The 25,826-nt window shown below is 67.3% G+C and carries 20 protein-coding genes and 1 tRNA gene; 14 read left to right on the top strand and 7 right to left on the bottom strand.

All coding sequences use genetic code 11. From position 1 onward, the window contains the following. The first annotated feature begins 67 nt into the window (after window positions 1-67). Window positions 68-598 (top strand): cold-shock protein, encoded by a 531-nt coding sequence (locus JO391_RS07955; protein ID WP_220663941.1) that lies wholly within the window; start codon window positions 68-70, stop codon window positions 596-598. Further along, a complete protein-coding gene (locus JO391_RS07950; protein WP_220663940.1) occupies window positions 568-1,050 on the top strand; it encodes a DUF192 domain-containing protein in 483 nt (160 codons plus the stop codon). Before JO391_RS07955 ends, JO391_RS07950 begins: the two co-directional genes overlap by 31 nt. Before the next feature lie 565 nt (window positions 1,051-1,615). Here JO391_RS07950 and JO391_RS07945 read toward each other — a convergent pair. Beyond that, window positions 1,616-2,290, bottom strand: a complete 675-nt coding sequence (locus JO391_RS07945; protein ID WP_220663939.1) for a class I SAM-dependent methyltransferase — start codon at window positions 2,288-2,290, stop codon at window positions 1,616-1,618. A gap of 891 nt (window positions 2,291-3,181) precedes the next feature. Here JO391_RS07945 and JO391_RS07940 point away from each other — a divergent pair. After that, window positions 3,182-3,258 (top strand) — tRNA-Pro (locus tag JO391_RS07940). A gap of 205 nt (window positions 3,259-3,463) precedes the next feature. Here the strand turns inward: JO391_RS07940 and JO391_RS07935 are convergent. Then, window positions 3,464-4,840 carry a M20/M25/M40 family metallo-hydrolase gene (locus tag JO391_RS07935; protein ID WP_220663938.1) on the bottom strand — a complete coding sequence of 459 codons (1,377 nt, stop codon included), beginning with the start codon at window positions 4,838-4,840 and terminating at the stop codon, window positions 3,464-3,466. Between the two features lie 170 nt (window positions 4,841-5,010). On the opposite strand from JO391_RS07935, the gene JO391_RS07930 reads away from it, so the two are divergent. The 4 genes from JO391_RS07930 to ispG all read left to right on the top strand — a co-directional run bounded on the left by JO391_RS07930 (window position 5,011) and on the right by ispG (window position 9,504). Beyond that, on the top strand, window positions 5,011-5,571 hold the full coding sequence (locus JO391_RS07930) for a 5-aminolevulic acid synthase (RefSeq protein ID WP_220663937.1): 561 nt from the start codon (window positions 5,011-5,013) through the stop codon (window positions 5,569-5,571). A gap of 141 nt (window positions 5,572-5,712) precedes the next feature. Next, window positions 5,713-6,939 (top strand): 5-aminolevulinate synthase, encoded by a 1,227-nt coding sequence (hemA, locus tag JO391_RS07925; RefSeq protein WP_220663936.1) that lies wholly within the window; start codon window positions 5,713-5,715, stop codon window positions 6,937-6,939. Window positions 6,940-7,057: 118 nt separating this feature from the next. Continuing rightward, window positions 7,058-8,305: a helix-turn-helix domain-containing protein gene (locus JO391_RS07920; protein ID WP_220663934.1), complete on the top strand. Its 1,248-nt coding sequence runs from the start codon at window positions 7,058-7,060 to the stop codon at window positions 8,303-8,305. A 71-nt stretch (window positions 8,306-8,376) separates the two neighbouring features. Continuing rightward, entirely contained in the window at window positions 8,377-9,504 is a 1,128-nt protein-coding gene (gene ispG / locus JO391_RS07915; RefSeq protein WP_220663932.1) for a flavodoxin-dependent (E)-4-hydroxy-3-methylbut-2-enyl-diphosphate synthase, read from the top strand. A gap of 92 nt (window positions 9,505-9,596) precedes the next feature. On the opposite strand, the gene JO391_RS07910 is transcribed toward ispG, so the two are convergent. Then, window positions 9,597-10,337, bottom strand: a complete 741-nt coding sequence (locus JO391_RS07910; protein ID WP_220663930.1) for a DsbA family protein — start codon at window positions 10,335-10,337, stop codon at window positions 9,597-9,599. An 80-nt stretch (window positions 10,338-10,417) separates the two neighbouring features. On the opposite strand from JO391_RS07910, the gene JO391_RS07905 reads away from it, so the two are divergent. The 5 genes from JO391_RS07905 to JO391_RS07885 all read left to right on the top strand — a co-directional run bounded on the left by JO391_RS07905 (window position 10,418) and on the right by JO391_RS07885 (window position 17,821). Continuing rightward, window positions 10,418-11,563 carry a pyridoxal phosphate-dependent aminotransferase gene (locus JO391_RS07905; protein WP_220663928.1) on the top strand — a complete coding sequence of 382 codons (1,146 nt, stop codon included), beginning with the start codon at window positions 10,418-10,420 and terminating at the stop codon, window positions 11,561-11,563. A 62-nt stretch (window positions 11,564-11,625) separates the two neighbouring features. Beyond that, window positions 11,626-12,843, top strand: a complete 1,218-nt coding sequence (locus JO391_RS07900; RefSeq protein ID WP_220663926.1) for an N-acetylmuramoyl-L-alanine amidase — start codon at window positions 11,626-11,628, stop codon at window positions 12,841-12,843. A 145-nt stretch (window positions 12,844-12,988) separates the two neighbouring features. Further along, entirely contained in the window at window positions 12,989-15,550 is a 2,562-nt protein-coding gene (locus JO391_RS07895; RefSeq protein WP_220663924.1) for a penicillin-binding protein 1A, read from the top strand. 215 nt (window positions 15,551-15,765) lie between these two features. Next, window positions 15,766-16,893, top strand: a complete 1,128-nt coding sequence (gene prfB / locus JO391_RS07890; RefSeq protein WP_220663922.1) for a peptide chain release factor 2 — start codon at window positions 15,766-15,768, stop codon at window positions 16,891-16,893. A gap of 154 nt (window positions 16,894-17,047) precedes the next feature. Next, on the top strand, window positions 17,048-17,821 hold the full coding sequence (locus tag JO391_RS07885; RefSeq protein WP_220663920.1) for a DUF2189 domain-containing protein: 774 nt from the start codon (window positions 17,048-17,050) through the stop codon (window positions 17,819-17,821). A 57-nt stretch (window positions 17,822-17,878) separates the two neighbouring features. Here the strand turns inward: JO391_RS07885 and JO391_RS07880 are convergent, their stop codons facing one another. The 4 genes from JO391_RS07880 to JO391_RS07865 form a co-directional block, all read right to left on the bottom strand. Further along, window positions 17,879-18,412: a bactofilin family protein gene (locus JO391_RS07880; protein ID WP_220663918.1), complete on the bottom strand. Its 534-nt coding sequence runs from the start codon at window positions 18,410-18,412 to the stop codon at window positions 17,879-17,881. After that, window positions 18,402-19,733: a M23 family metallopeptidase gene (locus tag JO391_RS07875; RefSeq protein ID WP_220663916.1), complete on the bottom strand. Its 1,332-nt coding sequence runs from the start codon at window positions 19,731-19,733 to the stop codon at window positions 18,402-18,404. The genes JO391_RS07880 and JO391_RS07875 overlap by 11 nt, the downstream gene beginning before the upstream one ends. 193 nt (window positions 19,734-19,926) lie before the next feature. Continuing rightward, window positions 19,927-20,757: a ferritin-like domain-containing protein gene (locus tag JO391_RS07870; RefSeq protein WP_220663914.1), complete on the bottom strand. Its 831-nt coding sequence runs from the start codon at window positions 20,755-20,757 to the stop codon at window positions 19,927-19,929. Further along, window positions 20,754-21,230 (bottom strand): peroxiredoxin, encoded by a 477-nt coding sequence (locus JO391_RS07865; protein WP_220663912.1) that lies wholly within the window; start codon window positions 21,228-21,230, stop codon window positions 20,754-20,756. The genes JO391_RS07870 and JO391_RS07865 overlap by 4 nt, the downstream gene beginning before the upstream one ends. 160 nt (window positions 21,231-21,390) lie before the next feature. Here JO391_RS07865 and JO391_RS07860 point away from each other — a divergent pair, with 160 nt between their 5' ends. Both JO391_RS07860 and queA read left to right on the top strand, forming a co-directional pair. Continuing rightward, on the top strand, window positions 21,391-24,750 hold the full coding sequence (locus tag JO391_RS07860) for an AsmA-like C-terminal region-containing protein (protein WP_220663910.1): 3,360 nt from the start codon (window positions 21,391-21,393) through the stop codon (window positions 24,748-24,750). Beyond that, window positions 24,747-25,778 carry a tRNA preQ1(34) S-adenosylmethionine ribosyltransferase-isomerase QueA gene (gene queA, locus JO391_RS07855; protein WP_220663908.1) on the top strand — a complete coding sequence of 344 codons (1,032 nt, stop codon included), beginning with the start codon at window positions 24,747-24,749 and terminating at the stop codon, window positions 25,776-25,778. Before JO391_RS07860 ends, queA begins: the two co-directional genes overlap by 4 nt. Window positions 25,779-25,826: the final 48 nt, after the last annotated feature.

The following is a 25,826-nucleotide window of genomic DNA, read 5'->3' as shown; positions in this document are numbered from 1 at the left end:
CTTGAATCCGGCCCACGCTTCGCGGCATGTGATGGCGCAGGCGTGCTTTGTGGGGATCGGCGCGTAGATGACGGAAGAAGAGAAGGCCGTGCAGGTGCTGCATGGCCGGGTAAAATGGTTCGATCCGGCCAAGGGCTTCGGGTTTGTCGTTGCAGACGACATGCCCGGAGACGTGCTTTTGCACGCCAATGTGCTTCGGAACTTCGGCCAAAGCTCGGTGGCCGATGGCGCCCGCATCGTCGTGAAGGCGCATATGACGCCGCGCGGCGTGCAGGCCTTTGAAGTGGTCTCGATCGAACCGCCGCCGCTGGCCGCGCCGCCCGGCGAAGAACACATCGCCCCCGATCCCGAAGAGCTGGCCAATCTTCCCCTCGAACCCGCGCGGGTCAAATGGTTCGACAAGGCCAAGGGCTTCGGCTTCGCCAATGTCTTCGCCCGTCCCGAGGACGTGTTCATCCATATCGAGGTGCTGCGCCAGTCCGGTCTTGCCGACCTTCAGTCGGGCGAGGCCGTGGCGCTGCGCATCATCGAAGGCAAGCGCGGCCGCATGGCCATTCAGGTGGTGCCATGGGAATCCGCAGCGCGTCAGCGGGACTGATCCTTTCGCTTCTCGCGACCGCCCCCGCGCTGGCTGACGCCTGCGCGGCGGACAAGGTGGAACTGCGCGCCCCCTCTGGCTCGGTCAGCCGATTCCATGTGGAAGTGGCCGACACGCCCGACGAACGCGCCCGGGGCCTGATGTTCCGCGACAGCATGGCCAAGTCGGCGGGAATGCTCTTCGTCTATGACAAGCCCCAGCCGGCGACCTTCTGGATGAAGAACACCCTCATCCCACTGGACATGGTGTTCATCGACGAAACCGGCACCGTCACCCGCGTCCACGCCAAGGCAAAGCCGGAAGACGAGACGCTGATCGAAGGCGGCAAGGCCGTGCGTTTCGTGCTGGAAATCAATGGCGGCCTCGCCGCGCCGCTCGGCATCACCGAAGGTGCCGTCCTGCGCTCGCCCTTCGTACCCCAGGCCACGGCCGCCTGGCCTTGCGACCCCTGAGGTGCAGGAAAGACCCGAGGGGCAGGAAAGACCTGTGACGCGCGCGATGGCCCGGACCTTCCCGAAGAGCCCGCTATCGTTTGCTTCCGTCACAACCCCTCGCCCCCTGTCAAAGGCAGCGCACCCGGACGTCCACGTCAGGGTCTGGACAATGCCGGCCTGTCCGGCCCTCCTGTCCGGCCCTCCTGGCCGGTGATGCCGCCGTCTGGGTTCGGGGAATGGACCGGGCGGCCCCGTAGGTTTTGGCCCAGGCCCCGTTCAAACGCTCCCGTCTGCCGTCGGTCGCGTCCATGGCATCGCTTCAACCCAGCCAGAGTTCCCGGCGGACTTGGGAGCAAAGGTCCGGCTCAGCCGGATCTTGCGGTCCGCTGGATCCTGAAGAAGGCGCCGCGTCGCTGTCCATTCTGAAATCCTTGGAGATTCCCGCGCGGACCGGCGCCGCCACAGGGCCGTTTGCATGGGCGAAGAGCGACCTTTTCAGCTTCAACTCTGCACCTCCTCGATACAAGATCTGAGGAGGAGCTGTGCCGCCGCTTGTCAGGACCGCTTGAAGACGCCCCGACTCCTATCCGCCGCGAGAGGCAAGCAGGCTCAGTACCGGCAGCGCACCTTCCATCTCGCCGTCAAAGCCGATGCGGATTCTCGTCAGCCCAAGGTCGGCCAGCACCGCAAGAAGGTCCTCCCGCTCCAGCCAGAAGGTCAGGTCCTCCTGCCCGCCCTCCCAATACGCAGGGATGTTCGTCCGGTAGTCCGCGATGCGGTAGCTGCGCGCGTGCAATCGGACGCTCCTTCCCCGCCAGTCTTTCTGCCTGTCCTGTGCCGGTCGGAAATGCTGGGCTTGAGCATGGCCCTGCGCCAGAAGCTCGGGCCGGAAATGGTGGGTCCAGAGGAAAAGATGGTCGGTTCGCGCCGCCGCTGCCGACAGGAAGCCCAGAGGATCCTGCATGTGGTAAAGGACGCCCGAGGCGAAGATCAGGTCGAAACGCCGGTCGCAGGCCGCAAGGTAGCCTGGCCCGTCTCCCAGAAGATAGTCCGCATCGAACCCGTAGATCTCGCGCACGCACAGGCATTTCAGATAGTTGAAGGTATTGGCCTCAACCGAAGTCACCTCGCCCGCCCCGTGGGCTTTCAGCAGCCGGGTCTGGTAGCCCTCAAACGGGCCGATCTCGCAGACCGACCGCCCCGCCAGACCACCCGGCAGTTCCCCGGCGACCCAGGCGATGCGCGCATCGTCGAACATCTCGGCCGATCCTGTGCCCGCGATTCCAGGCAGATGCGACTTCCAGCTTCCAGCGAATATGTCCGCCACGGTCTGCCCAGAGGGCGGCCGAGGCTCGTATCGAGGCACAAGTCCGCTGGTTGCCGAGCGGGCAAGCCTGCGCGACAGCCGCGACATGAACCGCCGGGCCATCGCCGGCAGGGCGGAAAGGTGAACCCTTCCTTCTGCCCCAGGCCCGTCCGGTCCAAGTCCCTTTCCCGTCACCACGGGCAACCTCCATGGCTCCAAGCAGCCGGTCCGGCCAGACGATCACAGCTTCCAGTCAAGAAGCCACGCGAGTCCCACTGGCCCGACGCAGCCCGGAAGAGTCTCCGGTCCAGGTAAACTGAACCGCCCTGTGGCCTGTTTTCGCATTTGAGGATCGCCCGGTGAGGCCATGAGATCAAGGGTCTTTGCTCTCAATGGCGCGTGGGCGGGCGTCCGTCACTTGCCCGTCGGCCGCCGTCCATGGTGGCACATGGCGGCAAAGGTGGGGTACATCCTGCGGTCAGGGACGACCGTCTTCAATTCTCGGAACGTGACGGAACGGCCATGGCGCGTGGCGGGATCAAGGGCCAGGCGCAGGCCGTCGGTGACACCCCCTTGTCCTGCCTGCCGACCGCAGGCCGACTTGCGCGGAAGCCACCGCGTGCCCCGAACCTCCTGTCGCGGCCGGCGATCTCGATCGTCCCGACCGACTTGGTCCAAATGCTCACCCGAGGGGTGGTCCTTGAACCGCAACCTCGTCGCCCTGCAAGTCAATGATTCATGTGGAAAATGCAGGTTGAGTTCCACTGTTTAAGTCAGAGATTTACCACGGAGTATGGGATAGGTTCTTCCCTTCCCGCGCGCCTGCGGCTAGGAACGGCCTGTCGGGGCGTAGCGCAGTCTGGTAGCGCGACGGTTTTGGGTACCGTAGGTCGGAAGTTCGAATCTTCTCGCCCCGACCATTCCCTTTCCGGTAGCTGCACGGCCCTTCTGGCCTGCCAATGTGCGGCAGGCTTGGCAGGCTCGGCAGGAAAGGGCCAGCCCGCCGCCCTCACCGGGGGCTGTCCCTGTGCCCGGCGCTTGCGGGCAAATCTTAAGTCCAGGTTAACACGCTTCGGCAAGCCATTGAAATAATTCACTTCGTGAAAGCGTCCGAGCTCGGACGCCTCACCCCTTGGCGATCCGGTCCAGCACCCGCGCCCAGGACCGGATTCCCTTGTGGAAGCACTCCACATCGTACTTCTCATTGGGCGAATGGATCAGGTCATCGTCCCGGCCAAAGCCGATCAGCATGGCATCCATCCCCAGGTAGGTCTTGAAATACCCCGCAATCGGGATCGACCCGCCGCAGCCCACATAGGCCGCCGGCACCCCCCATTCCTCGGTCAGGGCCCCCCGCGCCGCCTCGAAGGCCGGGTCCGAAATTTCCATCACCCCGGCCGGGCTGTTGCCATGCCCATGGAACTCCACCTTGCAATCCGCCGGCAGCTGCCCCCGCACCCAGTCGCGGAACGCCGCCCGCAGCTTGTCGGGGTCCTGCCGGCTGACCAGCCGGAAGCTCACCTTGGCATGGGCCTCAGACGGCAGCACCGTCTTGAACCCCGCCCCGGTATAGCCACCCCAGATGCCGTTCACCTCGGCTGTCGGGCGCGACCACAGCATCTCCAGCGGCGTGCGGTCCTTCTCGCCTGCCGGCACCGAAAGCCCCACGTCCCCCAGGAACTTCGCATGATCGAAGGACAGGGCCTGCCACTGCGCCCGGATCGCCTCGGGCAGCTCGTCCACATCGTCATAGAAGCCCGGCACCTGGATGCGGCCATTCTCGTCTTGCAGCCCCGCCAGGATCTTCGACAGCACCCGGATCGGATTGATCGCCGCCCCGCCATAGCCGCCGGAATGCAGGTCCATCGCCGGCCCGGTGATGGTGATCTCTTCCCCCAGAAGCCCGCGCAGCATGGTGGTGATCGCCGGCACCCGGTCCTCGTGCAGCCCGGTGTCGCAGATCAGCGCCAGGTCGGCCTTCAGCTCGGCTGCATGCTCCTGCATGAAGGGGATCAGCGAGGGCGAACCCGACTCTTCCTCGCCCTCCAGGAAGATCGTCAGCCGGCAGGGCAGGGTGCCGTTCACCGTCTTCCAGGCACGCAGCGCCTCCAGGAAGGTCATGAGCTGCCCCTTGTCATCCGCCGCCCCCCGCGCCCGGATCACCTTGCCCTTGGGCGTGTCCTGGATTTCCGGGTCGAAGGGATCGCGGTGCCACAGGTTCAGCGGGTCCACCGGCTGCACGTCATAATGCCCGTAGAACAGAAGGTGCCGCCCGCCCGTTCCGCCCTGCGCCACCACCATCGGATGTCCCGGCGTCGGCACCGAGGCCGCCTCGAACCCAAGGCCCTTGAGGTCCTCCACCAGCCAGTCCGCGGCCCGCGCGCAATCCTCCTTGAAGGCCGGGTCGGTCGAGATCGAAGGGATGCGCAGCAGTCCCATCAGCCGCTCGAGCGACTCGGGCAGGTCGCGGTCGATGCGATCAAGTACGGGGGCAAGGCTCATGGGGTGCTCCTTCGGCTTGGGTCTGGGCTCTTGCGATCCGGGCGGGCGAACCCAATCTTCGGCGCGATCCCGCCCGCATATCGCCGGGCGGGACCCTATCAGCCTTTGGTCCCCTGTCCAGTGCCGCGGAGCTCGGCTATATCCTCCTTGATCTGATTGCGGAATCGTCCATGCGCACCCTTGCTCTCGCTGTCTGCCTTGCCGCCCTCGCCGTTCCGGCCTCTGCCGAAACGCTAACCGGGTCCAAGGCGAAGAAGGCGCTTTATCCGGCCGGCAAGGCCGAAGTGATCGTCCTGCCCGAGGCCAACCTGCCCGCGAATGTCGCCACCGCCCTGCAACAGGTCGGGGCCGCGCAGCCCTATTATGGAGCCTTTGCAATCTCGCCCGACGACGGCCCGCTGACCGAGGCGAGCTCGATGGCCGTGAACTTCCACGACATCCAGGCGGCCTCTGCCTTCGCCATCGCCGACTGCAACAAGAAGAAGAAGGGCAAGGCCGACTGCATCGTCGCGGCCGTGATCCAGCCGAAGGGCTGGAAGGACAAGGGCTTCCAGCTCTCGTCGCAAGCGACCGAGGGGTTCAAGGACGGCTATCCCCGCAAGGACGGCGCCTTCGCCATCTCGCCCAGCACAGGCGGATGGGGCGTGGGCAAGGGGGTCGAAGCCGCGCTTGCCGATTGTGCCGCCCGCAACCCCGAAGTCACCGACTGCACGGTGGTGATCCAGAACTGAACCGCATCGGGGCAGGGCGGCGTTTTGTCCCCTTTCCCCGGCCCCGCGATTGACCCAAGTCAAGGTCGCGTCTTCCCACGCTCTGCAAGGTGCCGCCACCGCAGATGCCGTCCGAAGACAGGCCCGAGCCCGGAGAGCCAGATGAGCCGCTACGATGCCGCCCTCGACAAAGCCCTGAACCGCCTGCACGAGGAAGGCCGTTACCGCACGTTCATCGACATCGAACGCAAGAAGGGCGCCTATCCGCTCGCCACCTGGAAGCGCCCGGACGGCTCCACCAAGGAAATCACCGTCTGGTGCGGCAACGACTATCTGGGCATGGGCCAGCACCCGGTGGTGCTTTCGGCCATGCACGAAGCGCTGGATGCCACCGGCGCGGGTTCGGGCGGCACGCGCAACATCTCGGGCACCACGCTGTATCACAAGGCGCTCGAGGCCGAACTGGCCGACCTGCACGGCAAGGAGGCCGCGCTGGTCTTCGGTTCCGCCTATATCGCCAATGATGCCACGCTCTCGACGCTGCGGACGCTGTTGCCCGGCCTCATCATCTATTCCGACGCCCTGAACCACGCCTCGATGATCGAGGGCGTGCGCCGTGGCGGTGGCGAAAAGCGCATCTTCCGCCACAACGACGTGGCCCACCTGCGCGAGCTTCTGGCCGCCGACGACCCGGCCGCGCCCAAGCTGATCGCCTTCGAATCGATCTACTCGATGGACGGCGACTTCGGCCCCATCGCCGCGATCTGTGACGCTGCCGAAGAATTCGGCGCCTTGACCTATATCGACGAGGTTCACGCCGTCGGCATGTACGGCCCGCGCGGTGCGGGCGTCGCCGAACGCGATGGCCAGATGCACCGGATCGACATCATCAACGCCACGCTGGCAAAGGCCTACGGGGTTTTCGGCGGCTACATTGCTGCAAGTGCGAAGATGGTGGATGCGGTGCGCAGCTATGCCCCCGGCTTCATCTTCACCACCTCGCTGCCCCCCGCCATCGCGGCCGGCGCGGCGGCTTCCGTGCGCCATCTCAAGACCGCCCAACACCTGCGCGACGGCCAGCAGCTGAACGCCCGCATCCTGAAGATGCGGCTCAAGGGTCTGGGCCTGCCGATCATCGACCATGGCTCGCATATTGTGCCCGTGCATGTCGGCAACCCCATCCATTGCAAGATGCTGTCCGACATGCTGTTGGAAGATCACGGGATTTACGTCCAGCCGATCAACTTCCCGACCGTCCCGCGCGGCACGGAACGGCTGCGTTTCACGCCCTCTCCGGTGCATGGCGCCGACCACATCGACCGCCTCGTGAAGGCGATGGACGCGCTCTGGCAGCACTGCGCGCTGAATCGTGCCGAGGCCAGCGCCTGACTATCCTTCTGCGCATGCAAATGCGCTTGCCTTGTGCTAGCTTTCGCTGAATACGACAAAGAGCGGGTTGGCGTCAGACCGACTCGGGGGACAACTGGGCAGTGATGGGGCAGGCCGGATGATCGGTTGGAGGGGCAGACCTTCGACGCCGGATGAGGCGGACAAGCCAAAGGGCTTTGACGACTTCGATCTTCGACTTGGCGACCTCATGCGCGGCGAACGGGCAACTCTCGGCAAGTCGCTCCTGGACGTCCAGCGCGAGTTGAAGATCAAGGCGACCTACATCGCGGCGATCGAGAATGCCGATATCTCGGCCTTCGAAACCCCCGGTTTCGTCGCGGGTTATGTTCGCTCCTACGCCCGCTACCTTGGCATGAACCCGGACGAGGCCTTCGCCCGCTTCTGCCGCGAGGCGAACTTCCAGCCCGCGCATGGCATGTCGGCCGCCGCCTCCTCGCCGGCCATCGCCGCCGCGCGGGTGCGCCCCTCGGTCGAGGTGCGCGATCCCTTCGCCGACCCGAACGCCACCTTCATTCCGCGGGGCGAAAGCCTCTTCGCCCGCATCGAACCTGGCGCAGTCGGCTCCGTCCTCGTGCTGGTCGCGCTGATCGGCGCGCTTGGCTATGGCGGCTGGTCGGTGCTGCAGGAAGTGCAGCGCGTCCAGCTGGCCCCGGTGGAACAGGCCCCCGCCGTGGTGGCCGACATCGACCCCATCGGCAATGTCCAGGGATCGGCCCCGCTGGTCCGTTCGGCCCCCGAAGCCACCGATACCGCCGCGCTCGATCCCGCGCTTGACCCGGCCCGCCCCGATGCGCTGGACCGGCTGTACCGGCCCCAGGCGCTGGACGTGCCGGTGATGACCTCACGCGATGGCCCCATCGCCGCCATCAACCCGCGCGATGGAACCGCAGCCGCGCCGAACGCCATCGAGTCTGCCGTGGCCGAAGCCGCCGCCCAGGATCCGGCAACGGGCGAGGTCCAGGTCGTTGCCGATGCAAAGGCTCCGGTGGAGCTTCTGGCCGTGCGTCCCTCCTGGGTGCGCGTGCAGGCTGCCGACGGCACCGTGCTGTTCGAAAAGATCCTCGACGCCGGCGAGCGCTATGCCGTGCCGCAACTGGAAGAACCCGCGAAACTGCGCGCCGGCAACTCCGGCTCGGTCTATTTCGCGGTCAACGGCCAGACCTACGGCCCGGCAGCTCCCGGCGCCCAGGTCGTCAAGAATGTCGAGCTTTCGCCCCAGGCCCTGACCGAGAAGTTCGCCGTCGCCGACCTGTCGGGCGATGTCGACCTGGCGAAGTTCCTCGCCGTGGCCGATGCCAGCGCCGTGAACCCCTCGGCAGATCCCGCCGCAGCCCCTTCGGAATGACCGCAGCGTCGTTGCGGCGGGCGGCTCGCGGGGCTATCTAGGGCAGGAACCCGAACCCGAGGTCCGGCCCCATGTCGCTCAACCCCATCCGCCCCTGGCGCAACATCGAACGCCGCCCCTCGCGCCAGATTCGAGTGGGCAAGGTTCTCGTGGGCGGTGATGCACCGATCTCGGTGCAGACCATGACCAACACGCTCACCACCGACGTGAAGGCCACGCTGGACCAGGTCCAGCGCGCCGCCATCGCCGGCGCCGACATCGTGCGCATCTCGACCCCCGATGTCGACAGCACCCGCGCGCTCCGCGAGATCGTCGCCGAAAGCCCGGTCCCGATCGTCGCGGACATCCATTTCCACTACAAGCGCGCGATCGAGGCGGCCGAAGCCGGCGCCGCCTGCCTCCGCATCAACCCCGGCAACATCGGGGATGCAAAGCGCGTGGCCGAGGTGGTGCGCGCCGCCAAGGATCACGGCTGTTCCATCCGCATCGGCGTCAACGCCGGCTCGCTGGAAAAGCACCTCCTGGACAAATACGGCGAGCCTTGCCCGGATGCCATGGTGGAAAGCGGGCTCGACCATATCAAGCTGTTGCAGGACAACGACTTTCACGAATTCAAGATTTCGGTGAAAGCCTCCGATGTCTTCCTGGCCGCCGCCGCCTATCAGCAGCTCGCCCAGGCCACCGATGCCCCCATCCACCTTGGCATCACCGAAGCCGGGGGCCTGATCTCGGGCACGGTCAAATCCGCCATCGGCCTTGGCTCGCTTCTCTGGTTCGGCATCGGCGATACCATCCGCGTCTCGCTTTCGGCCGATCCGGTGGAAGAGGTGAAGGTCGGGTTCGAAATCCTGAAGAGCCTCGGCCTGCGCACGCGCGGCGTGCAGATCATCTCCTGCCCTTCCTGCGCACGTCAGGGCTTCGACGTCATCAAGACGGTCGAGGCGCTGGAAAAGCGGCTGGAACACATCAAGACACCGATGAGCCTCAGCATCATCGGCTGCGTGGTCAACGGTCCCGGCGAGGCGCTGATGACCGACATCGGCTTCACCGGCGGCGGCGCGGGCAAGGGCATGGTCTACATGGCGGGCAAGCAAAGCCACACCATGGGCAATGACCGGATGATCGACCACATCGTCGAACTGGTCGAAAAGAAGGCGGCCGAGATCGAGGCAGCCGAACGCGCCGAGGCGGCAGAGTAGCGGGGCTGGGCGCTTCCCCGCGCCCGAACCGCGACGCCAGGCCTCAGACCTATCGCGAAAATTCGCTGGCTCGACCCAACCGAACCCGGGCCTCAGCCCTCGCGTGCGCCCGCCACGATCTGCCGCATCCCGTCCAGCGGCACATAGCCGCGCACCATGGTCTCGTCGATCACGAAGGTCGGCGTTCCCGAGATCTCCAGCGTGTTCGCAAGCTCGTGGTTGGCCGCGATCACCGCCGTCACCTCGTCGCTGTCCATCCGCGCCAGGATCGGCGCCGGGTCCAGGCCCAGCTTGCCGGCCACGGTGGTCAGAGACTCCGCCGTTGCATCGCCGCGCAGGGTAATCAGCGCATCATAGGCCTGCTTGTAGGCCGCATCGCCATGCAACTGGCGCACCGCGATGGCAAAGCGCGACGACAGCACCGACTGCTCGCCCAGGATCGGGAACTCCTTGACGACATAGCGGATGTTGCCATCCGACTTCACCAGCTCGTCCACCTCTTCATAGGCCTTGCGGCAATAGCCGCAGCGATAGTCCATGAACTCGACAATGGTGATGTCACCGTCCGGATTGCCGCCCACCCAGGAATTCGCGTCCTTGAAGATCGCCTCGGCATTGGTCCTGACCATCTCAACATCGCGGCTCGCCGAGGCCTTCTCCTCGCGTGCTTGCAACTCGTTCATCGCCTCGACCAGCACCTCGGGGTTTTCCAGCAGATAGGCGCGGATTTCCTCGCGCAGCTCATCCCGCTCGACATCGGTCATCTCGGCCGCCGCAGGCAGGGCAACGGTGCAGGCCAGCAGGGCGGCGGGAAGAATGCGGCGGATGAACATCAAATCCTCGGGCTTTCAGGGCAGGCTTGACCTTCGTCCGCCCGCCGGGTCTATGGCGGCGGAACCATAGGGGGGGCGCCATGCGGATGTCCAGCCGGGGTCAGGTCGATCCCTTCATTGTGATGGATGTGATGGAGGCCGCGCGCCGGGCCGAAGCCGCCGGCCAGCGCATCATCCACATGGAGGTGGGCCAGCCCGGCACGCCCGCCCCGGCGCTTGCCCGCACCGCCCTGGCCCGCGCCATGGAACGGGACTCGCTCGGCTACACCGTGGCGCTTGGCCTGCCTGAATTGCGCGCGGGCATCGCGGGCCTTTGCCGCCGCTGGTACGGGGTGGACATAGACCCCGCCCGCGTCATCGTCACCGCGGGATCTTCCGGCGCCTTCCTCCTCGCCTTCTCGGCGCTGTTCGATGCGGGCGACCGCGTGGGCGTGACCGAACCGGGTTATCCCTCCTACCGCCAGATCCTGCGCGCCATGAGCCTTCAGCCCGTCGGCATCCCCACCCATGCCGCCGACCGCCACCAGCCCCGGCCCGAAGCCATCGCCGCCGCGCATCCGCTCGCGGGCCTGATCCTCGCCTCGCCCGGCAATCCCACCGGCACCATGCTGCCGCGCGAAACGCTGGCCGACCATGCCGCTGCCGCGCAGGCCGCGGGCACGGCCCTCATTTCCGACGAAATCTACCACGGCCTGCACTACGATGCCCCCGCCGTCTCGGCGCTGGAGGTGACGGACGAGGTCGTCGTCATCAACTCCTTCTCCAAGTATTTCTCGATGACCGGCTGGCGCATCGGCTGGATGGTGGTGCCCGAGGCGATGGTGCGCACCGTCGAACGGCTGGCGCAGAACCTCTTCATCTGCCCGCCCCATGCATCCCAGGTCGCAGCCCTCGCCGCGCTGGACGCGACCGAGGAACTGGAGGCCAACCGCGCCGTCTATGCCAGGAACCGCGCGCTCTTGCTGGACGGCCTGCCGAAGGCCGGTTTCGACCGCATCGCGCCGCCCGATGGCGCCTTCTACATCTATGCCGATGTCTCGCATCTGACGCCGAATTCCCGCGCCTTCGCCGCCGAAATGCTGGAAGGCTGCGGCGTGGCCGCGACGCCGGGGCTCGATTTCGATCCTTTGCGCGGGCACGGCACATTGCGGTTCTCCTATGCCCGCGCCACAGCCGACATCGAAGAGGGGCTGGACCGCCTGACCCGCTGGATGGGCCGCCGCTGAGCGTTTACTTTCCCCGTCCCGCCGGGAATAGTCGGGCAAACGGGCAGGGCAGGAGGGGCAGGATGCGGCGGCTCAGGACGGCGATTCAGGCGCTTTGCCTTGCGCTTCTGGCCGCAACCCCGGCTCTGGCGCAAAGCCAGGACCTCTCTGCCCTTGCGCGCCTCGACCCCGCCGCCTCGCAGGTCGCCGATACCGCCACCGGCATCGACGTCACGCTCGCCATCTCGCAGCCCGTGCCCTGGCGCATCCGCCTCCTGGACGCGCCGCCCCGCCTGCTTCTCGACATGCGCGAGGTGGACTGGACCGGCCTCGACCGCCTGCCCGAGAGCTCTGCCCATGTCGTGGCGCTGCGCGCGGGCGTGCTGCGCCCCGGCTGGTCGCGCCTGGTGATGGAGCTTGATGGCCCCTATGCCGTCGCGACCTCGGTGATGGATACCTCCGGCCCCACCACCGTCCGCCTCTCGCTCATCCCCACCACCGCGCAGGATTTCGCCGCCAGGGCGGCACTGCCCGAACCCGACGACTGGGCGCTGCCGAAACCCGCCGACCTGCCGCCCCCCGTGGTCGGCGGCAGCGGCCCGGTGCTCGTCATGCTCGACCCCGGCCACGGCGGCCTCGACCCCGGCGCCGAAGCGGGCGACCAGAAGGAAGCCGACATCGTCCTCACCTTCGCGCGCGAGCTGAAAGAGGTGCTGGTGCGCGACGGCGGCTTCCGCGTGGCCCTCACCCGCGACGAAGATGTCTTCGTCCCGCTGGAAACCCGCCTCACCCTGGCCCGCCAGGCCGGCGCGCAGCTCTTCCTCTCCCTTCACGCCGATGCCCTGGCCGAGGGCGAGGCCGTTGGCGCCACCGTCTACACCCTGGCCGAAGATGCCAGCGACGCCGCCGCCGCCGCGCTTGCCGAACGCCACGACCGCGACGACCTGCTCGCCGGCGTCGACCTCTCGGATCAGGACGACACCGTGGCGCTCGTGCTGATGGACATGGCCCGCACCGAAACCGCGCCGCGCACCGAACGGCTGGCGCAGGACCTCGTCACCGCCATCAAGGCCGCCCAGATCAAGATGCACCGCCACCCCCACCAGGAGGCGGGCTTCTCCGTGCTGAAATCCCCCGACATGCCCTCGGTGCTGATCGAGATCGGCTTCCTCTCCTCCGAATCCGACCGCAAGCGCCTGAACGATCCCGCATGGCGCGCCCGCATGGCTGCCGCCATCCGCGACGGGCTCAAGACCTGGGCCGCCCAGGACGCCGCGCTCTCCGCCGCCCGCGCCCCTTGACGCCCCCCCCGGACCGGCGGCGGCTCGCGCATCCTTGACCCCTTTGTGACCGCTTGGTTTTGACCCCGCCCCGCCCCCCGGCTATAAGGCCCCATCCAATGCGGGCCCAACCTCCCGCCCGCCATTCCGCCATGGGAGCCCGCCGTTGATCCGGTTCGTCACGTCCTTCTTCGGTGCGCTCTTCACCTTCGTGACGCTCGGCCTCTTCGCCGTCGCGCTCAGCATCGGCGCGATCCTCTACATCTACTCGCGCGACCTGCCCAGCCACGAAAGCCTCGCGCAATACGCGCCGCCCACCATCAGCCGCATCTACTCCGGCGAAGGCCGCATCATCGACGAATTCGCCCAGGAACGCCGCCTCTTCGTCCCGATCGAGGATATCCCGCCCCTGGTGAAGGACGCCTTCATCGCGGCCGAGGACAAGAACTTCTACCAGCACCACGGCTATGACGTGACCGGCATGGCCGCCGCCTTCCGCGATGCCGTCATCAGCCGCGGCCAGAACCTGCGCGGCGCCTCCACCATCACCCAGCAGGTGATGAAGAACTTCCTCTTGTCCGGCGACCGCACGGGCGAACGCAAGGTCAAGGAAATCATCCTCGCCTCGCGGCTGGAAGAAACGCTCTCCAAGGACAAGATCCTCGAACTCTACCTGAACGAGATCTTCCTCGGGCAGAACTCCTATGGCGTGGCCGCCGCCGCCCAGACCTATTTCAACAAGCCGCTGACCGAACTCACGCCGGCCGAGGCCGCCTATCTGGCGACCCTGCCCAAGGCGCCGTCGGAAATGCACCCGGTGCGCAACAAGGACCGCGCGCTGGAACGCCGCGCCTATGTTCTCAACCGCATGGCCGAAGACGGCTACATCACCGCCGAGGTCGCCGCCGCCGAAGCCGCGACGCCGCTTCTCACCGTGCAGAACGGCGATTTCCCTGCGTTCCGCCAGGCCCTGCCGCCGCGCAGCTACTTCACCGACGAAATCCGCCGCCAGCTTTCGGGCACCTTCGGCGAAGAGGAATTCTTCGGCGGCGGCCTGTCGATCCGTGCCACGGTGGACAGCGAGCTTCAGGCCCAGGCCGCCAAGGCGCTTCAGGCGGGGCTCGAAAAATACGACCGCGGCATCGGCGTCTGGCGCGGCACCGGCAAGACCATCGACCCGGCGAAGCTCGGGTCCCAGGCCGACTGGCGCGCGGCGCTCGCCGAAACCGAAGTCCCGCGCGACATCGTCGGCTGGTATCCCGCTGTCGTGCTTGAGGTCGGCGAAAGCTCGGCCCGCATCGGCATCGAGGGCGTGGAAGAAGACGAGGACGGCCATTTCATTCCCGCCGACGATGTCACCTGGGCGCGCAAGCGCCTGGCCGATGGCAAGCTCGGCCCCAAGGCCAAGCGCGCGGGCGACCTCGTCGAGGTTGGCGATGTCGTCCTGGTCCGTGCCGTCACCAATGACGACGACGGCAGCTTCGTGCGCTGGTCGCTTCGCCAGGTGCCCGAGATCGAGGGCGCCTTCATGGCGATGGATGTGAACACCGGCCGCGTGCTCGCCATGCAGGGCGGCTTCTCCTACCAGTCCTCGGTCTACAACCGCACCACCCAGGCACAGCGCCAGCCCGGCTCGTCCTTCAAGCCCTTCGTCTATGCCGCGGCGCTGGATTCCGGTTTCACTCCGGCCACCATCGTGGTTGACGCGCCGATCGAGGTGAACACGCCCCAGGGTCTCTGGCGCCCGAAGAACGCCTCCAACAAGTTCTACGGCCCCACGCCGCTGCGCACCGGCATCGAACAGTCGCGGAACCTGATGACCGTGCGGATCGCGCAGGAAATCGGCATGGAAACCGTGGCCGCCTATGCCGAACGCTTCGGGGTCTACAACCCGATGAAGCCCTTCCTCGCCAACGCGCTCGGTGCGCAGGAAACCACGCTGTTCAAGATGGTTGCTGCCTATGCCATGTTCGCCAATGGCGGCGAGCGGGTGGAACCCACGCTGGTCGACCGCGTGCAGGACCGCTTCGGCCGCACCATCTATCGCCACGACGCCCGCGAATGCGAGGATTGCCAGCTTGCCAGCCTCGACGCCGGCGCCGGGCTAGACATCATCTCGCGCCGCGAACGGGTGATGGACCCGATCACCGCCTATCAGCTCACCTCCATGATGGAAGGCGTGGTCCAGCGCGGCACCGCGGCCAGCATCAAGCTGCCCGTGCCCGTGGCGGGCAAGACCGGCACCACCAACGATGCCAAGGACGTCTGGTTCATCGGCTTCACCTCGAACATCGTGGCCGGCTGCTACATCGGCTTCGACCAGCCGCGCAGCCTGGGTGACCGCGCTTCGGGTGGCGGCATGTGCGCGCCGGTGTTCCAAAGCTTCATGAAGACCGCGATCAAGAAATACGGCGGGACCGAATTCCGCGTGCCGCCGGGCGGCTACTTCCTCAAGATCGACCGCTTCACCGGCGCCCGGCTCTCCGACGATGCCTCGGGCGCCAACGTCGTGGCCGAATACTTCCGCGAGGGCGAAGAGCCGGTCTTCGGCGCCGCGGCCCTCGTGGACGGCGGCTTCGCCATGGGCTCCAACCTGCCGCTTTATGCCTATGGCGAAGGTGGCAGCGATGAAGGTGACATGTCCGTCACCACCTCCACGGGCGAAACCGCCGTGATCCCCAAGAACAAGGCCAGCTACGGTACGATCTCCTCCGGCGGTCTCTATTGACGCTGCCGCCCCCCGCACTCCGGCCTGAATGAAGCGCCCCCCTCCCCCTCATGGGGAGGGGCAGGGGAGGGGGGACATCGCGAAAGCTGCGCAACCCGCAGGCCCAGCCCCCTGGCCCGGGCCACCGCCTTGCGGCGCTCTTCTCCGCGCCGTATATCAACCCCGCCGCCACGGTCCCGCCGTGGCGGCGCCGTTTCCTGAAGGAAGACCGTCCGATGCGCGCCGAAACCCAGAACACCGTGGATGCGATCCGCAAGTCGCTGGCCTTGCTTGGCCAACGCCTTGACTGGGAAACCGCGCCGCACCGGCTGGAAGAGTTCGATGCCCTGATCGAGGCGCCGGATCTCTGGAACGACCCCGCCAAGGCGCAAAAGCTGATGAAGGACCGCCAGTCCCTGATCGACGCGGTCTCGACCTACCGGCTCATCGACTCAGGCCTCAAGGACAACGTCGAACTCATCGAACTGGGCGAGGCCGAGGGCGATGACGAGATCATCGCCGAGGCCGAAAAGTCGCTGAAGGACCTGGCCGAAACCGCCGCCCAGAAAGAGCTCGAGGCGCTCCTGGATGGCGAGGCGGATGGCAACGACACCTTCCTTGAAATCAACGCCGGGGCAGGGGGCACGGAAAGCTGCGACTGGGCCTCGATGCTCGCCCGCATGTATGTCCGGTGGGCCGAAAAGAAGGGCTACCAGGTCGAGATGCAGTCCGAAACGCCCGGCGAAGAAGCCGGCATCCGCTCGGTCAGCTACAAGATTTCGGGCCACAACGCCTATGGCTGGCTGAAGTCGGAATCCGGCGTCCATCGTCTTGTCCGCATCTCGCCCTACGATTCCGCGGCGCGGCGGCACACCTCCTTCTGCTCGGTCTGGGTCTATCCCGTGGTGGACGACAACATCGAGATCGAGGTGCAGGACAAGGACATCCGCATCGACACCTACCGCTCCTCCGGCGCGGGCGGCCAGCACGTCAACAAGACCGACTCGGCGGTGCGGATCACCCACTTCCCGACCGGCATCGTCGTGACTTCCTCGCTGAAGTCCCAGCACCAGAACCGCGACATCGCCATGCAGGCCCTGAAATCGCGGCTCTATCAACTGGAGCTCGACAAGCGCAACGCCGCCATCCAGGAAGCCCATGACAACAAGGGCGACGCCGGCTGGGGCAACCAGATCCGCTCCTATGTGCTCCAGCCCTACCAGATGGTGAAGGACCTGCGCACCGGCGTGGAAACCTCCGACACCCAGGGCGTGCTGGACGGCGACCTCGACCGCTTCATGGCCGCCACGCTCGCCCTTGGCGTCCACGGCAAGAGCCGCGACGAGGCCCAGGCCGAGGCGTAAGCCGCGGACAAGTGTTAAGTCCAAGTTAATTAGCGCGCGCAACCCATTGAAATCATGGGGAGGTGGCAAGCGTCCGAGCTCGGACGCCCCCCGCGCCTGCCCGCTTCCCAAAAGGCCCCCTCCCGCCCTAGACTACCGGAAAAGGGAGGGAACCATGACCACCACACCCGCGGCCGGCCCGGCCGCGCCCGAAATCCTGGCCGTCGAGACCAGCGACCTCGCCTATGCCCTCCGCCGGGGCTGGCAGGACTTCCGCACCGCCCCCCTCTACGGCCTCTTCTTCGCCAGCGTCTACGTGGCCGGCGGCTGGCTCATCGTCTGGGCCATGACGACCCAGGGCCAGATCTGGTGGACCCTGCCCGCCTCCGCCGGTTTCCCCATCCTCGGCCCCTTCATCGCCTGCGGCCTCTACGAGGTCTCCCGCCGGCTCGAGGCCGGCGAGGCCCTGGACTGGCCCGGCGTCCTGAAGGCGATCTTCCGCCAGAAGGACCGCCAAATCCCCTCCATTGCCGCCGTCATCGTGGTCTTCTTCCTTTTCTGGAACTTCCTGTCCCACATGATCTTCGCCCTGTTTCTGGGCACGGCCACCATGACCAACGTCTCCTCCTCGCTGGCCATCTTCGCCACGCCGCAGGGCCTGACCATGCTGGCCGTCGGCACCCTGGTGGGCGCGGTCTTCGCCACCGTCCTCTACTCCCTCACCGTGGTCGCCCTGCCCATGCTCCTGGACCGCGAGGTGGACTTCGTCACCGCCATGCTCACCAGCCTCGACCTCGTGCGCACCAGCCCCCTGGTCATGCTGGGCTGGGGCGCCTTCATCGCCGTGGCCCTGTTCCTCGGCATGGCGCCCTGGTTCCTCGGCCTCTTCGTGGTGCTGCCCGTCCTCGGCCACGCCAGCTGGCACCTCTACCGCCGCACCATCGCCTGACCCAATGGAAAGGGGCGCCCGAAGGCGCCCCCACGATCCCGACGTCCGACAGAAGGCTTACAGCCCGTCGCCCGGCTTCACCGCCGGCTGCGCGGGCGCGGCCAGTTGCGGCTGCGGCGCCGGCGCGGCCAGCCGGCCTGTCGACAGCGGGTCTTCCTGCCGCTGGACCGAACCTTCGAAATGCGCCCCGCTCTCGATGGCGATGGTCTTGTGGATGATGTCGCCCTCGACCCGCGCGGTCGAGGTCAGCCGCACCTTCAGCCCGCGCACCCGGCCGATGACCCGGCCGTTCACGACGATGTCGTCAGCCACGATCTCGCCGCGAATCGTCGCGGTCTCGCCCACGGTCAGCAGATGGGCGCGGATGTCGCCCTCGATCGTGCCTTCCACCTGGATGTCACCGGTGGTGCGGATGTTGCCCACCACGCTCAGGTCCGAGGAAAGCACAGACGGCGCCGCCTTGCCCTTGGAGGCGACGGGCGCATAGTCCATCGCAGGCTTGCTGGCCGCAGGCACAGCGTCCGGCGACTTGGTCTTTTCCGGCTCGCCCGGCTTGCCTGCGGTTTCGTTGATGCGGCTCTTAGAAAACATTGGTTCCAGCCTTGATGAAGGTCATCGGATTCTTTGCCGCCCCGTTCACGCGCACCTCATAGTGCAGGTGCGTGCCCGTCGAGCGGCCCGAATTGCCCATATCACCGATCTTGTCGCCGCGCGATACCCTTTGTCCCACGTCGACCCGGATCTGCGACAGGTGGCCATAGCGCGTCTCGATCCCGAAGTCGTGCTTGATCTTCACCAGCCGGCCGTAACCGTTCTCCCACCCGGCATAGGTCACCACGCCATCGGCGGTAGCCAGCACCGGCGAGCCGTAGCTGCCCGCCATGTCCACGCCCTCGTGCATCCGGCGGCCCCAGCCCTTGGGATCCTGGCGCACACCGAAGCCGCTGGTATAGCGGAACGAGGTCTTCAGCGGCAGCACCAGCGGCACCTTGGCGGCCGCGATGCGGTACATGTTCACTTCGTCCAGCTTGTCCAGCAGCGCATTCGCCCGCATCTCGTCAGGCGAGGGCGCCGCGCCAGAAGTGGACAGCGACAAGGGCCCAAGCGGCCCACCCTGTCCAGAATAACCGCGCCGGACCGAGCTCAGCAGACTGTCGGGCGACAGGCCCGCGGCGGCGAACATCTTGTCCAGCGGCTCCATCGAGACGGTGATCGCGTCTTCCAGTTGCGCGAATATCTCGGCATTGCGGGCCAGAATCGCATCGCGTTCGGCAGCAACGGCATCCACCTTGGCCACGGCGTCGCGTGCAGCACCTTCCATCAGGTCACGCTCGCCCGCCGTCTCGTTCAGCGCGGTGGACAGGAAGGCCAGTGTCTCGGCTGTATCCTGCGCCTGTTCCGCCGCCGTCACCACGTCCTGGGCATCGGTCTCCTGCAGCGCCGCCAGTTCCGTCCGGGCGCTGTCGCGTTCCTGGATGGTGCGGCTCAGCGTGGCCTGGATCACTTCGATCCCGGTCTCCAGCTCGCGCCGCCGGTCTTCCGATGCCAGAAGCCGGGTCTGCATCTTCGATACTTCGGCCAGCGCCAGATTGAACCGCTCCTGCGCGCGCACCGCCTCGTCGGCGCGGCGATCGCGGTCCATAGACAGGGCGCTCAGCCGTTCCTCGAACCGCGCCTGGCGCAGCTGCTGCTGCGTCCGGGCAGAGCCCGCGTTCACGAAATCCAGAAGCAGGATCGAGGTCGCAACCACCGTCCACAGCAACATGACGCCGCCGCCGGCGATGGCGACGGCCTGGGTTGCGGGGCGAAGACGGACAAAGCGGGTATCCCGGTCGGACTTCAGGAAAAGGCGCTGTTCGGGAAGAATGCGCTCAAGAGCAGCATTGATCCGATAGGCGATATGCATCGGCACGGGGTGGATTCCGTTCGTGTGTGGTCGAAGAACAAAACGAATTTCCCCGGTCCCCGAGGCGCCTTCTGATTAGCCAGAGCCTTGGACACTCGCAACGAATTTGACCGGCAGGGGGCGGAACCCCGCCTTTTCGGGCCGAAGTTCGGCGGGATTTCGCCGATGGATTGGCGCCGCTCTCACGAATGACGGTTCGTCAGGCCTGTTCCTCCTGCGGCGCGTCCGCTTCGGCCAAGGGCCAGTAGAAGTCGGGCGGCAGCCCGGCTTCGGCGCGCTTCTCCTCGTTGAAGGGCGGCTTCAGCGCCCCGTGGAAATAGGTCCGCACCAGCCGGTGAAACTCGTCCTTCGGGTCGGTGCCGGACCGGCCGCACAGCCAGTTGAACCATTTCGAGCCATAGGCGACATGGCCCACTTCTTCCGCATAGATCACCTCAAGCGCCGCCACAGCCTCGGTCTCGCCGGCCTTGCGAAAGATTTCGATCATGCCGGGCGTCACATCCAGGCCGCGCGCTTCCAGAACCATCGGCACCACGGCCAGCCGGCCAGACAGATCGTCCACCGTGTCCTCGGCGGCGCGCCACATGCCGGCATGGGCGGGCAGGGCGCCATAATGGCTGCCCATGGCCTCCAGGCAATCGCAGATCAGGTTGAAGTGCTTGGCTTCCTCATCGGCCGCCTTCACCCAGTCGTCGAAGAAGCCGGCCGGCATCCCGGCCTCGGTGAAGCGCGCAACGATGTCCCAGTGCAGGTCCACCGCGTTCAGTTCGATATGGGCCAGCGCGTGCAGCAGGGCAATGCGCCCCTGGGGCGAGCCGGGCCTGCGCCTCGGCACCTCGCGCGGCGGCAGCAGCTCGGGCCGGTCAGGGCGCGCCGGGCGCAGCGGCGGCTCGGCCCGGCCAACCGGGATCGGCGTGCCGGCCTGGCGCGCGGCGAACCAGGCGGCCGCATGGGCGCGGCCAAGCGCCGTCTTGGCGCGCCCGTCGGCGGTGTTCAGAACCTCGACCGCCATTTCTGCGAGGCTGGTCATGCCATGGCCTCGACGGCGGCCAGCACCTCGGCGGCATGGCCCTTGACCTTGTCCACCTGCCAGACCTGCCGGATCACCCCGTCGCCGCCGATCAGCACCGTCTGGCGCAGCACACCCTGCACCATCTTGCCGAAGAACAGCTTCTCGCCGAACAGGCCCCAGTTTTCCATCATCGTCCCGCCATGGTCCGACAGCAGGGGCATGGTGATGCCCATCTTGGCGATGAACCGGTCATGCGCTGCCGCCTTGTCCTTCGACAGACCCAGCACCTCGGCCCCCTTCGCCTTGAAGCGCGGATACAGTTCCTGGAACTCCATCACCTCGTTCGTGCAGGTGGGCGTGCCGTCCTTGCCATAGGCGAACAGCACCACCGGCGCCGGGCGCAGCGACGACAGCGTCAGCGTACCGCCGCCATCGCGGGGCAGGGTGAAGTCGGGCGCGGGCTTGCCCGCCGAGATGTCCAGATTTGTCATGGGCGGCTCCTTGCCTCCGGTTGCGGGGATGCTTCCCGTCCCGGCTTAATTCGGGCACAGTAAAAGGCAATTCCGCGCCAGCCGGAAGTGGGCCGCCGGGACGGGCGGACGAGGCAGAAGATCGGGCGGACGGCGCGTCCTCCGCCACAGGACGGACAGAGTGAGCGCGAAGACGGAAGAGCATCTCTCCGCCCCGGCCCCGGCAGACGCACGCCCCCGGCGGTCGCGCGCGGCGCGCGGCATCGCCATCGTCGTCCTTGCCATCTGGGCGCTGCTCATCGGCCTGGGCTACGCCGCGCTCGCCCTCACCGGCCGCACCTTGCCAGTTCCGGTCTGGGCCGTGGCCGAGGTCGAATCCCGCCTGAACACCCTGCTTGGCCCCGCGCTCGGCGGCGCCGTCATCTCGCTCGATGGCCTCGACGTCGCCATCGACCGCCGCTTCGTGCCCGCGCTGCACATCTCTGACCTGCGCGTCATGCCGCCAGGCGGCGGCACGCTTCTTGTCCTGCCCTCGGCCACGGCTACGCTCGACCCGGAGGCGGCGCTGGAAGGCGCGCTGCGCCTGCGCCGCCTGTCGGTCAGCGGCGCCGAGGTCGAGGTCACGCGCTTTGCCGATGGCAGCTTCAACTTCACCTTTGGCGCAGGCGCCGCCGTCCCGCCGATCTCCAGCCTCGAACAGCTCTTTGCCGCCGTCGACCGCGCCTTCGCCCTGCCGGCCCTGTCGCGCGTCGAACGGGTCGAGGCCGAGGCCCTGGGCGTTACCCTCGATGACCGCCGCGCCGGCCGGCGCTGGCAGATCGGCGACGGCCGCTTCGTGCTGGACAACCGCCCCGACGAGCTGGGCGCCGAACTGTCCTTCTCGCTCGTCCAGCCCGGCACCGCCCCCGCCCGCGCCACACTCGCCGCCAGCATGTCGCGCGGCGCCGACACCGCGCGCATCCGTGCCACGGTGGACAATGTCGCCGCCCGCGACCTGGCCGCCCAGACCAGTCCGCTCGCCTGGGCCGCGGCGCTGGATGCGCCCATCTCGGGCCAGGTCTCTGCCACGCTCGATGCCCGCGGCCTCACCGCCTTCGAGGGCCAGCTCGACATCGGCAAGGGCGCGCTGCGCCCCACCGATGCCACCACCCCGGTCCGCTTCGACCGGGCCGACCTGCGCCTCAGCTTCGATGCCGAGACCGGCCGCATCGTCCTCTCCGACCTTTCGGTCGAAAGCGATTCCCTGCGCGCCGAGGCTTCGGGCCAGGCCTTTCTCCTGGATGCCGGCGGCCGGCGCATGACCGGCCCCCTCACAGGCGCCCGGCCGGCGGCCTTCCTGGGGCAGATCGTGGTGGGCAGCGTGATGGTCGATCCCGCCGGCCTTTTCGAAGCCCCCGTCAGCTTCTCGTCCGGCGCCATGGACATGCGCCTTTCGCTCGATCCCTTCCGGCTCGATGTGGGCCAGCTCAGCCTGGTCGAGGGCGACGAATCCATCTCCGCCCGCGGCCATGCGACCGCCGCCCCGGACGGCTGGCGCGTGTCGCTCGATGCCGGCATCAACCACATCGGGGTGGATCGCCTGCTGGCGCTCTGGCCCGTCCATCTGGTCCCGCCCACCCGGCAGTGGCTCGCCGACAATGTCGCGGTGGGCGAACTCTTCGGTCTGCGCGCCGCCGTCCGCACCGCACCGAAAACCGCGCCGGTGGTCTCGCTCGACTATGAATTCCGCGACACCGCCGTCCGCTTCATCAAGACCTTGCCGCCCATCACCGATGCCTGGGGCCGTGCCGGCATCAAGGATTTCACCTATACCATGGTGGTGAACCAGGGCACCGTCACCCCGCCGCAGGGCGGGCCGATCACGGTGAAATCCGGCACCTTCACCATCGGCAACATCACCGAACGCCCGGCCCGCGCGCAGATGCAGATGCAGACGGAAAGCTCGATCACCGCGGCGCTTTCGGTGCTGGACGAACCGCCCTTCCGTTTCCTCACCAAGGCCGGCAAGCCGGTGGATCTGGCCGAAGGCCGCGCCACGCTCAGCACCTCGATCGAGATGCCGTTGAAAAAGGGCCTCCAGCCGCACGAGGTCAGCTTCCTCATGCAGGGCCAGCTCACCGGCGTCAGCTCCTCCAAGGTCATCCCAGGCAAGCTGGCCACCGCCGATGCGCTCACCATCCTTGCCGATCCGCGCGGCATGCGCATCGCCGGCGCCGGGCGCCTGGGGCAGGTGCCCTTCGACATCACCTACAACCAGGGCTTCGGTCCGCCCGGCGTCGCCGAACGCCCGCATATCGAAGGCACGGCCACCCTGTCGCAGGCGGCGGTGGACGAGTTTTCGCTCGGCCTGCCCGCCAACACCGTCTCGGGCGAGGCGCAGGGCGCCCTCACCGTGGACTTCCCCCTGAACGCCCCGGCCATCGTCACCATCGGCTCCGATCTCAAGGGCCTGGGTCTTGCCGTTCCGGCCATCGGCTGGCGCAAGCCCGCCGCCGAAACGGGCCGGCTCGATGCGGTCATCGAGCTTGGCAAGCCTCCGCTCGTGCGCAGTCTCTCGCTGTCGGGCGGCGGGCTTGTGGCCGAAGGCGGAACGGTCACCACCAACCCCGATGGCGGCATCGGTCGCGCCACCTTTACCCGCGCCACGCTGAACGGCTGGATCGACGCGCCGGTCACGCTCGTCGGGCAGGGCAGGGGCCGCCCGCCAGCGGTGGAAATTGACGGCGGCACCGTGACCGTCTCGCGCATGTCGGGGGCGGGCCTGGGCGCCGGGGGCGGTGCGGGTGGCGAAAACGTGCCCATAACCCTGCGCCTCGACAAGCTTCAGGTCTCCAAGGGCCTCGCCGTGACCGACCTGCGCGGCACCTTTTCCACGCGGGGCGGTTTCAACGGCGACTTCACCGGGCTGATGAACGGCAAGGCGCGGCTGCGCGGGGCGGTGGTGCCCTCGAAAAATGGCCCCGCCGTGCGGGTCCAAAGCGACAACGCCGGAGCCATGCTCCAGGCGGCCGGCATCTTCGACAGCGCGCGCGGCGGCAGGGTTGACCTGCGCCTTACCCCGCGCGCCGGGGCCGGCCAGTATGACGGCACCGCCACTCTGAACGACTTCCGCGTCATCAACGACAATATCCTGGCCGAGCTTCTGAACGCGATCTCCGTGGTTGGCCTGATCGAACAGCTCGGCGGCGGGGGCATCGCCTTTTCCACCGCCGAGGCCCGGCTGGACATCACGCCCAGTTCCGTCACGGTGATCGACGGCGCGGCGACCGGCGCCTCGCTTGGCGTCACCCTGTCGGGCAGCTACCGCCTGAAGGATTCCGCGCTCGACATGCAGGGCGTGATTTCGCCGATCTACATGGTCAACGGCATCGGCCAGTTCTTCACCCGAAAGGGCGAAGGCGTGCTTGGCTTCAACTACACCGTCACCGGCACGGCCGGCTCGCCCAAGGTCGGGGTCAATCCGCTTTCGATCCTCACGCCCGGCGGCTTCCGCGACGTGTTCCGGCAAATCACCTCCGGCCCCCAGAAGAAGACGCAATGAAGCTTGACGATTTCGATTTCGACCTGCCGGATCATCTCATCGCCACCCGTCCCGCGCGCCCACGCACCTCGGCCCGGCTGCTTCTGGCCGAAGGCGATGCCATTTCGGACCGGCATGTGTTCGATCTGCCCTCCATCCTGCGCCCCGGCGACCGGCTGATCCTGAACAATACCCGCGTGATTCCGGCCCGCCTGACCGGCATGCGCCTGCGGGAAGGGGCAGGCGCCAAGGTCGAGATCACGCTGATGGAGCCCTCCGCAGAAGGCTGGCGCGTGATGGCCAAACCGCTGCGCAAGCTCAATCCCGGCGATGTGGTGCGCTTTTCGGATGACCTGTCCGCCACCGTGGCCGAACGCGGCGCCGAGGATGCGCGGCTGGTGTTCGACCGCACGGGCGAGGATTTCGACGCCGCGCTGCGCGCCGCAGGGGCCATGCCGCTGCCGCCCTACATCGCGACCCGCCGCGCGCCGGATGCTCAGGACAACGAGGATTACCAGACCGTCTTTGCCCGCCGCTCTGGCGCCGTGGCGGCCCCGACCGCCAGCCTGCACTTCGATGCCGCTCTTCTGGAAGCGCTTCGTGCCATGGGCGTGGACTTCACCGAAGTCACCCTGCACGTCGGCGCCGGCACCTTCCTGCCGGTCAAGGTGCAGGACGTGACCACCCACCGGATGCACGCCGAATGGGGCGAGGTCACGCCCGAAGCCGCGGCCGAAATCAACGCGACAAAGGCCGCCGGCGGGCGGGTGATCCCGGTCGGCACCACCGCACTGCGCCTGATCGAAAGCGCCGCGCGCTCGGGCCGGGTCGAGCCCTGGACAGGCGAAACCGACATCTTCATCTATCCCGGCTTCCGCTTCCACGCGACGGACGGGCTGATGACGAACTTCCACCTGCCGAAATCCACGCTCCTGATGCTGGTCTCGGCGCTTATGGGCAAGGACCGCATCGACCGGATTTATGCCCATGCGGTGAACACGGGCTATCGCTTCTTCTCCTACGGCGATGCCTCGCTGCTCCTGCCCTGATCCGCCGCTTCCCTCGCCCCGGCGCAGGCCGGGGCCTCGATCCGCTCA

Origin of the sequence: Neotabrizicola shimadae (assembly GCF_019623905.1) — a bacterium.
GTDB classification, from domain to species: domain Bacteria; phylum Pseudomonadota; class Alphaproteobacteria; order Rhodobacterales; family Rhodobacteraceae; genus Neotabrizicola; species Neotabrizicola shimadae.
The sequence above is the reverse complement of the archived record's forward strand: the minus strand, read 5'-3'. Positions and strand labels throughout refer to the sequence as shown.

Bases quoted from the DNA above. Each gene is read 5' to 3' on its own strand.
- JO391_RS07955 (WP_220663941.1), top strand. From the start codon at position 68: ATGACGGAAGAAGAGAAGGCCGTGCAGGTGCTGCATGGCCGGGTAAAA.
- JO391_RS07950 (WP_220663940.1), top strand. From the start codon at position 568: ATGGGAATCCGCAGCGCGTCAGCGGGACTGATCCTTTCGCTTCTCGCG.
- JO391_RS07945 (WP_220663939.1), bottom strand. From the start codon at position 2,290: ATGTTCGACGATGCGCGCATCGCCTGGGTCGCCGGGGAACTGCCGGGT.
- JO391_RS07935 (WP_220663938.1), bottom strand. From the start codon at position 4,840: ATGAGCCTTGCCCCCGTACTTGATCGCATCGACCGCGACCTGCCCGAG.
- JO391_RS07930 (WP_220663937.1), top strand. From the start codon at position 5,011: ATGCGCACCCTTGCTCTCGCTGTCTGCCTTGCCGCCCTCGCCGTTCCG.
- hemA (WP_220663936.1), top strand. From the start codon at position 5,713: ATGAGCCGCTACGATGCCGCCCTCGACAAAGCCCTGAACCGCCTGCAC.
- JO391_RS07920 (WP_220663934.1), top strand. From the start codon at position 7,058: ATGATCGGTTGGAGGGGCAGACCTTCGACGCCGGATGAGGCGGACAAG.
- ispG (WP_220663932.1), top strand. From the start codon at position 8,377: ATGTCGCTCAACCCCATCCGCCCCTGGCGCAACATCGAACGCCGCCCC.
- JO391_RS07910 (WP_220663930.1), bottom strand. From the start codon at position 10,337: ATGTTCATCCGCCGCATTCTTCCCGCCGCCCTGCTGGCCTGCACCGTT.
- JO391_RS07905 (WP_220663928.1), top strand. From the start codon at position 10,418: ATGCGGATGTCCAGCCGGGGTCAGGTCGATCCCTTCATTGTGATGGAT.
- JO391_RS07900 (WP_220663926.1), top strand. From the start codon at position 11,626: ATGCGGCGGCTCAGGACGGCGATTCAGGCGCTTTGCCTTGCGCTTCTG.
- prfB (WP_220663922.1), top strand. From the start codon at position 15,766: ATGCGCGCCGAAACCCAGAACACCGTGGATGCGATCCGCAAGTCGCTG.
- JO391_RS07885 (WP_220663920.1), top strand. From the start codon at position 17,048: ATGACCACCACACCCGCGGCCGGCCCGGCCGCGCCCGAAATCCTGGCC.
- JO391_RS07880 (WP_220663918.1), bottom strand. From the start codon at position 18,412: ATGTTTTCTAAGAGCCGCATCAACGAAACCGCAGGCAAGCCGGGCGAG.
- JO391_RS07870 (WP_220663914.1), bottom strand. From the start codon at position 20,757: ATGACCAGCCTCGCAGAAATGGCGGTCGAGGTTCTGAACACCGCCGAC.
- JO391_RS07865 (WP_220663912.1), bottom strand. From the start codon at position 21,230: ATGACAAATCTGGACATCTCGGCGGGCAAGCCCGCGCCCGACTTCACC.
- queA (WP_220663908.1), top strand. From the start codon at position 24,747: ATGAAGCTTGACGATTTCGATTTCGACCTGCCGGATCATCTCATCGCC.